This is a genomic window from Pseudomonas rhizoryzae, from assembly GCF_005250615.1.
Lineage (GTDB): Bacteria > Pseudomonadota > Gammaproteobacteria > Pseudomonadales > Pseudomonadaceae > Chryseomonas > Chryseomonas rhizoryzae.
This window is the reverse complement of the sequence record NZ_SULM01000012.1, coordinates 187,128-197,643: the sequence shown is the minus strand read 5'-3', so window position 1 is coordinate 197,643 and position 10,516 is coordinate 187,128. Positions and strand designations below refer to the sequence as shown.

The window sequence follows — 10,516 nt, the reverse complement described above, 5'->3', positions numbered from 1 at the left end:
CGCGGTAAACCCCGGATGAGTGCCCTAGGCGCGGCCATGCGTAAGCTGCTGCAGATCGCCTATGGCGTGCTCAAGACGCAGCGACCATATCAACCACGACAGGCCCTTTAGAAGACCTGTTGTGATTGGTGGGAGAGATGGTATCTACGATCTTTACAGCAACGTCCGCGCCAAGGCCTCGCGCCAGCCGGCATACAACTCAGGCACGGCATTGGCACGCGGCTCGTAGCGCCGCCGTGGCCGTTCGAGATCGCTCAGGGCCGCGGCGTCCTGCCACCAGCCCAGGGCATGGCCGGCCAGGTGAGCCGCGCCCAGCGCCGAGACCTCCGGCGACAGGCTGCAGATCACCGGACGTTGCAGGAGATCGGCCTGGAATTGCAGCAGCCATTCGTTGCGCGTGGCGCCGCCATCCACCCAGAGTTCGTCCAGGGGTGTCGGGCTGTCCTGCTGCATGGCGTCGAAGACATCGCGGATCTGGTAGGCAATGGCCTCCAGCGCCGCGCGCATCAGGTGCGCCCGGCCGCAATTTTCGGTGAGACCGCAGAACAACCCACGGGCTTCAGCCCGCCAGTGCGGCGCGCCGAGTCCACCGAGCGCCGGGACGAAGTAGACGCCGCCATTGTCCGGTAGCGCCGCGGCTTCGGCGGCCAGGGTATCGAGGTCACCCGCAGCGCCCAGCAGGCGCGCCGTCCAGCCCACGGCGGCGCCGGTGTGGACGATGTTGCCTTCCAGGGCGTAGGTCGGAGTGTCGCCCAGGCGCCAGGCCAGGGTAGTGGCCAGGCCGTGGGTGGAGACCACGGGTTCGGCGATGGGCGTCATCAGCGAAGAGCCGGTGCCCAGGGTGGCCTTGACCTTGCCGGGGACGAACCCGCCCTGGCCGAACAACGCCGCGTGGGAGTCGCCGATCATGGCGAGGATCGGCAGACCACCCGGCAGCGGCCCCTGGGCGCGGGTCTCGCCGAAGCAGCCGGCACTGGGCCGGATCTCCGGCAGTGCCGCACGCGGAATTCCGAACAGCGCCAGCAACTGCGGGTCCCAATCACCCCCACGCAGGTCGAGCAACTGGGTGCGGGCGGCGTTGGCCGCATCGATGAGGAAGCTGGCGCCGCCGCTGAGTTGCCAGAGCAGCCAGCTGTCCACCGTACCCAGGCAAATCTCGCCGGCCGCCGCGCGGGCGGAGCCGTCGGGGATGTGGTCGAGCAGCCAGCGCCACTTGCCGGCGGAAAACATCGGGTCCAGTGCCAGGCCGCTACGCTGGAGGATCAGCTCGCCATGGCCAGCGGCCTGCAGGGCCTCGCACTGGGGTTGGGATCTCTTGCATTGCCAGCTCACCAGCGGGCCGAGCAACTGGCCGCTGCGGCGCTCCCAGGCCAGCGCGGATTCGCGCTGGTTGCTGATAGCGACGGCCGCCAAGGGCGCCTCCACCTGGGCCAGGCAGTCACCGATGGCGCCCTGCATGGCCTGCCAGATGGCCAGGGGATCCTGCTCGGCATAGCCAGCTTGCGGATGCTGGACGGTGAGTGGCCGGGAACCGCGGGCCACGACCCGCCCGGCGCGATCCACCAGGATCGCCTTGGCATTGGTGGTGCCCTCGTCGAGGGCGAGGATCAGCGGTTCGGCGGCCATGGCGGCTCCTTGTTCTTGTCTGTCCGCGACACCGGGGCTCAGCGCAGGCGCTGGACCGCGGCAACGATACCGGCGGCGTCGATGCCGTGCTTGGCGCGGGTCGGCCCCCGGGCGCCGGCGGATGCATACTCACCGTCAGCGATGCCCAGGCGGATCAAGGGCACACCCAGGGCGGCTTCGGCCATGACCTCGGCCACCAGGCTGCCCACCCCGCCATTGGCATTGTGCTCTTCCACCGTGACCACGCCACCGCGGGCGGCGCAGAGGGCTTCCAGCAAGGCCTCGCGCTGCAAGGGGCGGATCGACGACAGGTTGATCACCTGGGCGCTGATGCCCTGCTCGGCCAGCAGCCGGGCGGCGTCCACCGCCTCGTGCACCACCGAACCCAAGGCCACCAGGCTGACGTCATGGCCCTGGCGCAGCACATCGACCTGGCCGGGGACGAAGCGATAGTCGGGGCCGTGCATGTCCGGCAGGGCCTTGCCGTCCAGGCGAATATAGACCGGGCCGTCATGGGCCAAGGCGTGCTCGACGATCTGCCGGCATTCGGCGCCGTCGGCCGGGGCGTAGATTTCCACATGGCCAAAGCCACGCATCACGGCGATGTCGTCCAGGCTGTGGTGGGTACTGGCCAGGGGACCGTAGCTGGCCCCGGCGTTGAGACCGAACATCTTGACGTTGGACCTGTTGTAGCAGACGTCCACCTTGACCTGCTCGTTGGCCCGCGAAATCAGGAAGGGCGCGGCGTTACAGGTCACCGCCACCTTGCCGGCCAGGCCCAGGCCAGCGGCCACCCCGACCAGGGTCTGCTCGGCGATACCGACGTTGACCAGGCGCTCGGGAAAGCGTTTGACGAAGGGACCGATCTTGGCCGTGGAGGTGGAATCGCTCACCACCGGCACCAGGTCGACGCCGGCGTCCACCGCGGCGATGAAGGCCTCGACCATGACGCTGGCGAGATGGGCTTCGCCCGGGGTCTGGGTATCAGTGGCCATGGTCGAGCTCCTCCAGTGCAGCGGCGATCTCGTCGCCCTTGGGCACCCGGTGGTGCCATTCGGGTTTGCCCTCGATGAAGGAAACCCCCTTGCCTTTCACGGTGTTGGCGATCAGCACCTGGGGCTGGCCGCGGTGTTCGCGCAGCGCTTCCAGGGTCTCCACCAGCTGGGCCACGTCGTTGCCGTCGCACTCGACCACATGGAAGCCGAAGGCACGCCATTTCTCGGCCAGGGGCTCCAACGGCAGGATCTCGGCGGTGGGACCGGCCAGTTGCAGGCGGTTGTGGTCGACGATCACCGTGAGATTGTCCAGCCGGTACTTGGCAGCGGTCAGCGCCGACTCCCAGTTGGAGCCCTCGCCCAGTTCGCCATCGCCGGTCAGTACATAGACGCGGCGCGGACTGCCGTCACGTTGAGCGGCCAGGGCGATGCCGGTGGCCACCGGCAGGCCGTGACCCAGGGCGCCGGTGTTGAGTTCGATGCCCGGCGTCTTCTGCCGTACCGGATGGCCCGGCAGGTGGGAGTCGAAATGTTGGTAGGTATCGAGCCATTCCGGCGGGAAGTAGCCGGCTTCGGCCAGGCAGCAGTAGAGGCCGCCCACGCCATGGCCCTTGCTCTGGATGTAGATGTCGCGCTGGGGATCGGCGAGGCGCTCCGGGGCGACGTCGAGCAGACGGAAGTAAAGGGTGGCGAGGATGTCGGTTTCCGACAGGTCCGCCCCGGTATGGCCGCCCGCGGGAGAGGCGGCGTTGAGCTGGATGACGCGCCGGCGGATCAGCCGGGCCTTTTGGCGGATTTGCGCGACGTCGTAGTGGAACGGATTCATCAGGCGACCCCCTCGGGTTATCCGAAGCTGCGATGGAGCAGACGCCTGCCGAGGTTTCAGTGGGCGTCTTATGAATATTTATTCGTCACTGAAAATATATTTACCATTTAGACCTCAATCCCGAAGGCCGTCAATAGGTGAAAATGGCGCCCTAGGTTTCATCGTCAGGCGGGAATGCTTGTCTGGCTATGGGTTTGCCCAGTAGTAGGCATTCGAAACCGCAGTAACGAAAAGGCGCTTGACTTCCACCCGGAACAGGCGGAGTCTGAATTAAAAATCAGGCACGCATAAATATTCAGCGAGCCTCGCACAAGAACAATAACCTCAGGAGAAGCTCGTGGACGCCAAAGCCCCGGCCGCCTCGCCACCCGCCAAGCCCCTCGCTCGTCTGGCCCTGCGTCTGCCGCGCAACATCGGTGGTCCGCTGATCGGTCTGGCGCTGCTGATCGCCGTGTTCTCTTTCGCCTCGGAGTATTTCTTCTCCGTGCGCAACGCCCTCAACATCCTCGACCAGGTGACCGTGCTCGGCATCCTGGCCATCGGCATGACCCTGGTCATCGTCATCGGCGGCATCGACCTGTCGGTAGGTTCGGTGCTGGCCTTCTCCATGATGCTGCTGGGCTGGCTCTACCAGGACATCGGCTGGCCGCTGGGCCTGGCGATTCCCGCGGCGATTCTTGGCGGCCTGGTGTGCGGCCTGGTGTCGGGGCTGCTGATCGCACGGGCGCGACTGCCGGCCTTCATCGCCACCCTGACCATGATGTCGGTGGCCCGCGGCCTGGCCAACATCCTCACCGACGGCCGCCAGATCGTCGGCTTCCCGGACTGGTTCACCAGCCTCGCCACGGTGCGCCACTTCGGCTTCCTGTCGGTCACCGTCGGGCTGTTCCTGCTGATGCTGCTGGTGGCCTGGGTGTTCCTGCGCTTTCGCGCCGGTGGCCGCAATCTCTACGCCATGGGCGGCAGCGCCGAAGTGGCGCGGTTGTCGGGCATCAAGGTACGCACCCTCACCATCTGGATCTACGCCCTGAGTGGCGCCCTGGCGGGTCTGGCCGCCGTGGCCATGGCGGCGCGCCTGGATTCGTCCCAGCCGAGCGCCGGCCTGTCCCTGGAACTGGACGCCATCGCCGCAGTGGTGATTGGCGGTGCCAGCCTCAGTGGTGGCGTCGGCAGCGTTGGCGGCACCCTGGTAGGCGTGCTCATCATCGGCGTGCTGCGCAACGGCCTGAATCTGCTGGGGGTCTCGCCCTTCGTGCAGCAGGTGATCATCGGCATCGTCATCGCCCTGGCCGTTACCCTGGATACCCTGCGCCGCCGTAATGGGCAGCGCTAAGCAAGACCCGCTTCGACACCGCAGTACAACAATAACAACGGAGTGCCATCCATGCTGACCCCCAAGAAGCTGTTGCTCAGTACCCTGTTCGCCGCCATGACCTGTGCCGGCGCCCTCAACGCCCAGGCCAAGGAACTCACCGTGGGCCTGGCCGTGGCCAACCTGCAGGCCGACTTCTTCAACCAGATCAAGCAGGCCGTCGAGGCCGAAGGCAAGGCCAAGGGCGTCAAGGTGATCACCGTGGACGCCCAGGGCAACTCGGCGACCCAGGTCAACCAGATCCAGGACCTGATCACCCGCCAGGTCGATGCCATCATCTATATCCCGGCCGGCGCCACCGCCGCTGGCGTACCGGTGAAAGCCGCCAAGGCGGCCGGTATCCCCGTGGTGGCCGTGGACCGCAACGCCCCCGATGCACCCGGCGACACCTTCATCGCCAGTGATAGCGTGGCCGCCGCCCGTACCCTGGCCGAATACGTCGGCAAGGTCACCGGTGGCAAGGGCCGCGTCGCCATCCTCCAGGGCCAGATCGGTACCACCCCGGAGATGGATCGCGCCAAGGGCTTTGCCGAAGGCCTAGCCAAGTTCCCGGAGCTTAAGGTAGTGGCCGAACAGCCCGCCGAGTGGGCCCAGGACAAGGGCTTCGCCGTGGCCCAAGACATGCTCCAGCGCGATCCCAACATCACCGTCTTCTTCGGTCGCGCCGACGCCATGGCCCTGGGCGCCGCCCAGGCGGTCAAGGTGGCCAACCTCGATCATCCGGTGACCATCGTCGGCTTCGACGGTGACGTGGCCGGCCTCAAGGCCGTGGCCGCCGGCACCCTGGCCGCCACCATGACCCAGCAGACCCGCAAGATGGGTCGCATGGCGCTGGACTCGGCCATCGAGCTGAAGGAAGGCAAGCAGTTGCCCAAGGAGCAACTGCAGGAGGCGATCCTGACCACCAAGGAGAACGTCGCCCCCTTCATCGAGAACCATCCGTAACCACGATCTGCTGCGCGTCGACCAGCCGGCGTCGACCCCCTCTTCGGACTGCTCATTTACCACTCGTAAACTCCGCGTCCTCAGAGGGGCTCAACGCCAGTTGGCTCTAGCTCGCGAGATCGTGTCGGCTCCTGTACCTAGTGCCTTCCCGCGGAGGCACCGCTCCTGATTCCCCTCGGAGGCCCCATGTCCGCCGTCATGCCCCTGGAACAGCCCGCCGCCCTCAGCCTGAGAAACATCGGCAAGAAATACGCCGGCATCGAGGTGCTGGCTGGGGTGGACGTCGATATCCAGCCCGGTGAGGTCCTGGCCTTGCTCGGCGAGAATGGCGCCGGCAAGTCCACCCTGTCGTCCATCATCGCCGGCCTGGTGCCGCCCGAAGCCGGCGGTCGCATGACCTGGCAGGGCCGGGACTACGCGCCGGATTCTCCTGGCGCCGCTCTAGCCGCCGGTATCGGCCTGATCCACCAGGAGATCCGCCTGCTGCCGGAACTGACCATCGCCGAGAACATGTTCGTCGGTCGCCTGCCCATGCGCGGTGGCCGCATCGATCGCGCCTTCATGGAGACCGAGGCCCAGCGCCAGTTGGATCGCCTCGGCCTCAAGGTCCCCGCCACGCGCACCGTGGCCGGCCTCAGCGTAGCCGCCCAGCAGTTGGTGGAGATCGCCAAGGCGCTCACCCTCAAGGCGCGCCTCTTGATCCTCGACGAGCCCACCGCGGCGCTCGGCGGCGAGGAAACCGAATTGCTGTTCGCCCAGGTCGAGCGTCTCAAGGCCGAGGGCGTCTCCTTCATCTACATCAGCCATCGCCTGGAAGAGATCGCGCGGATCGCCGACCGGGTGCTGGTCTTGCGCGACGGCCGCCAGATCGCCCTGCACGCCACCGCCCAGGTGCCGGTGCGGCAACTGGTGGAAGAGATGGTCGGCCGTAGCGTGGAACGCATCTTCCCGGCCATGGCCGCCCCCGCCGCCCGTGAGGTGCTGCGGGTGAAAGGCCTGAGCTGTCGCGAGATGCCGCTCAAGGACATCGACTTCTGCGTGCGCGCCGGTGAGGTGTTCGGCGTGGCCGGAGTGGTCGGTGCCGGGCGTACCGAGCTGGTCCGCGCCATCGCCGGCGCCGCCGAGCAGGTCACCGGCGAGCTGGTGCTGGAAGGCCAGGCCTGCCGCTTCGCCAGCCCCTATGACGCTATCCACGCCGGCATCGTGCTGGTCCCCGAGGATCGCAAGCAACAGGGCGTGGTGGTCGATCATGCCATCGAGGAAAACCTCATCTATGGCAATACCGACCTGCTCGCCGCCGGCGGCTGGGTCTCCCCTGGCGGCCTGCGCGCCTTCGCCCGCAAGGCGGTGGCGCGGCTGGGCGTGAAGGGCCAACCGGAGCAGGCCATCGCCGCCCTCTCCGGCGGCAACCAGCAGAAGGTGATCATCGCCAAGTGGTTGGCGCGCAATCCCAAGGTCTTCATCCTCGACGAGCCCACCCGTGGCATCGACGTCGGCGCCCGCGCCGCCATCTACCAGGTGATCGCCGAACTGGCGGCTACCGGCATGGCGGTGATCGTGGTCAGCTCGGACCTCGACGAGGTACTCGGCCTGTCGCACCGGGTCATGGTGATGAGCCGTGGCCGGCAGATGGGCATTCTGGAACGTGAACGGGCCACCCCGGTGGCCGTGATGGAATTGGCTACCGCCTGACTAGGAGTTTTCCCATGCGTCTCTTCGATCTCGGCGGCCAGACCGCCTTCGTCACCGGTGCCGGCAGCGGCATCGGCCAGGCCATCGCCATCGGTCTCGCCGAGGCCGGGGCTCACGTGGCCTGCTTCGACCTGCCCGGCAGCCGCGACCTGGCCGGTACCGTCGCGCGCATCCAGGCCCACGGCCGCCGCGCCCTGGCCCTGGAAGGCTCGGTGACCAGCGCTACCGACCTGGAAGCCGCCGTGGCCCACACCGAGGCCGAACTCGGGCCGCTGAGCCTGGCGGTCAACAGCGCCGGCATCGCCAACGCCCAACCGGCCGAGGAACTGGAACTGGACCGCTGGCAGCGCATGCTCGACATCAACCTCACCGGCGTGATGCTCAGCTGCCAGGCCCAGGCCCGGGTCATGCTGCCGCGTGGCAAGGGTGCCATCGTCAACATCGCCTCCATGTCCGGCAGCATCGTCAACCGTGGCCTCTTGCAAGCCCACTACAACACCTCCAAGGCCGGGGTCATCCACCTCACCAAGAGCCTGGCGATGGAATGGGCCGAGCGCGGCATCCGGGTCAACTGCATCAGCCCTGGCTACACCGCCACGCCCATGAACACCCGTCCCGAGGTGGCCGAACAGGTGAAGATCTTCGAGCAGACCACCCCGCTGGGCCGCATGGCCGAGGTGGAGGAAATGGTCGGCCCGGCGATCTTCCTGTGCAGCCCGGCGGCGTCCTTCTGCACCGGCGTCGATCTCATCGTCGATGGCGGCTTCGTCTGCTGGTAACGCCTTTCACGATCTGCTGCGCGTCGGCCAACCTGCGTTGAATACAGCCTGGATCGCCAGCCCGGTCAGACTGCTCATTTACCACTCGTAAACTTGAGCGCAAGCCCGGTCCGCGTCCTCAGCTGTCTTCGCCTTGTTTGGCTCTAGCTCGCGAGATCGTGGCCTATAGCTTCAGGAGGTTTCACGTGGAACGTCGCTTCGCAGGTCAAACCGTGGTCATCACCGGCGGCTGCCGGGGCATCGGCGAGGGCATCGCCGAGCGCTTCGGGCGTGAGGGCGCCAACCTGGTGCTGGTCTCCAACGCCGAGCGGGTGCACGACACCGCTGCCCGGCTGGCCGCCGACACCGGGGCCGAGGTGCTGCCGCTGGTGGTGGACATCACCGACGAGGCGGCGGTGGCCGAGCTCTATGCCCAGGCCGAGGCGCGCTTCGGCAGCGTCGACGTCTCGGTGCAGAATGCCGGCATCATCACCATCGATGCCTTCGACCAGATGCCGCGCGCCGACTTCGACCGCATCCTGCAGGTCAACACCACCGGCGTCTGGCTGTGCTGCCGCGAGGCGGCCAAGCGCATGGTCGCCGCCGGCCGCGGTGGTCGGCTGATCAACACCAGCTCCGGCCAGGGTCGCCAAGGCTTCATCTACACGCCGCACTACGCGGCGAGCAAGATGGGCGTCATCGGCATCACCCAGAGCCTGGCCCACGAGCTGGCGCGCCACGGCATCACGGTCAACGCCTTCTGCCCGGGCATCATCGAGAGCGAGATGTGGGACTACAACGACCGCGTCTGGGGCGAGATCCTCTCCACCCCCGAGAAGCGCTACGGCCAGGGTGAGCTGATGGCCGAGTGGGTCGGCAATATCCCCATGAAACGTGCCGGCACCCCGGCCGACGTCGCCGGCCTGGTGGCCTTCCTCGCCTCGGCGGACGCGGCCTATATCACCGGCCAGGCGATCAATGTGGACGGTGGCCTGATCATGTCCTGAGAGGCTGCTCATAAGCGGCTACGCGTCGGCCAAACGGCGTTGAAAAGCCCTTCGGAATGCTCATTTACCACTCGTAAACTCCGCTTCCTCAGGTCTTTTCGCCTTGTTTGACTCTAGCTCGCGCGCTTATGAGCAGCCTCTGACAAGGATGTGCAGGCTGCAAAAGCCTTGGCGTCCCGTGGGAGGCTGAGGGAAAATAGCGGGAAAATGCGCCCTTCTAACAGGTACGTGCCTGCTTTTCGACGGCTCGTCGTGGCCAGGCCGGCCCGGCGACCCTGGGCGCGAACCTATCCGCTGGTACCGGGAATCTGGATGAGTAACCTCGAAGAACAACGCCTGCTGACCAAGATCGCCTCCCTCTACTACGAAGAGGGGCTCAAGCAGTCGCAGATCTCCGAACAGCTCGACCTGTCGCAATCCTTCGTCAGCCGCGCCCTGAGCCGGGCGCTCAAGGAAGGGATCGTGCGCATCTCGGTACAGCGGCCACGCAATTTCCACCTGGAGCTGGAGCGCCAGTTGCAGCAGCGCTACGGCATTCGCCAGGCCATCGTGGTGGAGCCCACCGGCGACGACGAAGAAGCCATCAAGCAGGCCATCGGCTCGGCCGCCGCCCACTACCTGGAAACCAGCGTCACCGAGCGCGACCACATCGGTATCTCCTCCTGGAGCTCCACCATCCGCGCCATGGTCGGCCACATGCACCGGGGCAGCAGTCGCCAGGGCGCGACCGAAGTGGTGCAGCTGCTCGGCGGCGTCGGCAACAAGGGGGCCTTCGAGGCCACCCTGCTGACCCAGCAACTGGCCAACCTGCTCGGCTGCCCGGCCTATCTGCTGCCGTCACAGAGCATCGAGCAATCGCCGGAGAGTCGCCAGCGCATCCTGCAGCTGGACGAGGTACGCGAAGTCACCGAGCGCTTCGCCCGGCTGACCGTGGCCCTGGTCGGCATCGGCGAGCTGGAACCCTCCCAGCTGTTGCGCAACAGCGGCAACTACCACGGCGAGGCCATGCTCGAGGTGCTCGCCGCTCGTGGCGCGGTGGGCGATATCTGCCTGAGGTACTTCGACGCCCAGGGCCGCCCGGTGCTGGACGAGAGCGAAGAGACCGTGGTCGCGGTGGACCTGCCACAACTGCTCAAGATCGACCGTGTCGTCGGTCTCGCCGGCGGCCTGCGCAAGGTCAACGCCATCCGTGGCGCCTTGCAGGGCGGCTATCTGGATGTGCTGGTGATCGACCTGCGCACGGCGTTGGCGCTGGTGCCCTGACCTGCGCAAGAAAGCCCCAGGAAAACCTCCAT

The 10,516-nt window shown here is 66.9% G+C and carries 9 protein-coding genes and 1 pseudogene; 7 read left to right on the top strand and 3 right to left on the bottom strand.

Features of this window, described 5'->3' with window-relative positions:
* Positions 1–111, top strand: a pseudogene (locus FAZ11_RS25060) (IS110 family RNA-guided transposase); the annotation flags it as partial.
* Between the two features lie 42 nt (positions 112–153).
* Here FAZ11_RS25060 and FAZ11_RS19910 read toward each other — a convergent pair.
* The 3 genes from FAZ11_RS19910 to FAZ11_RS19900 are packed head-to-tail and all read right to left on the bottom strand — an operon-like array spanning position 154 to position 3,447.
* A complete protein-coding gene (locus tag FAZ11_RS19910) occupies positions 154–1,626 on the bottom strand; it encodes an FGGY family carbohydrate kinase (RefSeq protein WP_058773057.1) in 1,473 nt (490 codons plus the stop codon).
* A gap of 38 nt (positions 1,627–1,664) precedes the next feature.
* Complete coding sequence (locus FAZ11_RS19905; RefSeq protein ID WP_058773058.1) at positions 1,665–2,621, bottom strand: transketolase family protein; 957 nt, start codon at positions 2,619–2,621, stop codon at positions 1,665–1,667.
* The gene (locus FAZ11_RS19900) at positions 2,611–3,447 is read right to left on the bottom strand and encodes a transketolase (RefSeq protein ID WP_058773059.1); all 837 of its coding nucleotides are present in this window, start codon (positions 3,445–3,447) and stop codon (positions 2,611–2,613) included. Before FAZ11_RS19900 ends, FAZ11_RS19905 begins: the two co-directional genes overlap by 11 nt.
* A 337-nt stretch (positions 3,448–3,784) precedes the next feature.
* On the opposite strand from FAZ11_RS19900, the gene FAZ11_RS19895 reads away from it, so the two are divergent.
* From FAZ11_RS19895 to FAZ11_RS19870, 6 genes are all read left to right on the top strand, one after another.
* Positions 3,785–4,780 carry an ABC transporter permease gene (locus FAZ11_RS19895; protein WP_058761803.1) on the top strand — a complete coding sequence of 332 codons (996 nt, stop codon included), beginning with the start codon at positions 3,785–3,787 and terminating at the stop codon, positions 4,778–4,780.
* Positions 4,781–4,831: 51 nt separating this feature from the next.
* Positions 4,832–5,764: a sugar ABC transporter substrate-binding protein gene (locus FAZ11_RS19890; RefSeq protein WP_058767040.1), complete on the top strand. Its 933-nt coding sequence runs from the start codon at positions 4,832–4,834 to the stop codon at positions 5,762–5,764.
* 186 nt (positions 5,765–5,950) lie between these two features.
* Positions 5,951–7,456, top strand: coding sequence for a sugar ABC transporter ATP-binding protein (locus tag FAZ11_RS19885; RefSeq protein ID WP_058773060.1), 1,506 nt, complete (start codon positions 5,951–5,953; stop codon positions 7,454–7,456).
* A 14-nt stretch (positions 7,457–7,470) separates the two neighbouring features.
* A complete protein-coding gene (locus tag FAZ11_RS19880; RefSeq protein ID WP_058773061.1) occupies positions 7,471–8,235 on the top strand; it encodes an SDR family oxidoreductase in 765 nt (254 codons plus the stop codon).
* A gap of 185 nt (positions 8,236–8,420) precedes the next feature.
* Positions 8,421–9,221, top strand: a complete 801-nt coding sequence (locus tag FAZ11_RS19875) for an SDR family oxidoreductase (RefSeq protein WP_058767037.1) — start codon at positions 8,421–8,423, stop codon at positions 9,219–9,221.
* A 312-nt stretch (positions 9,222–9,533) separates the two neighbouring features.
* Positions 9,534–10,484: a sugar-binding transcriptional regulator gene (locus FAZ11_RS19870; RefSeq protein WP_058761808.1), complete on the top strand. Its 951-nt coding sequence runs from the start codon at positions 9,534–9,536 to the stop codon at positions 10,482–10,484.
* Positions 10,485–10,516 lie beyond the last annotated feature (32 nt).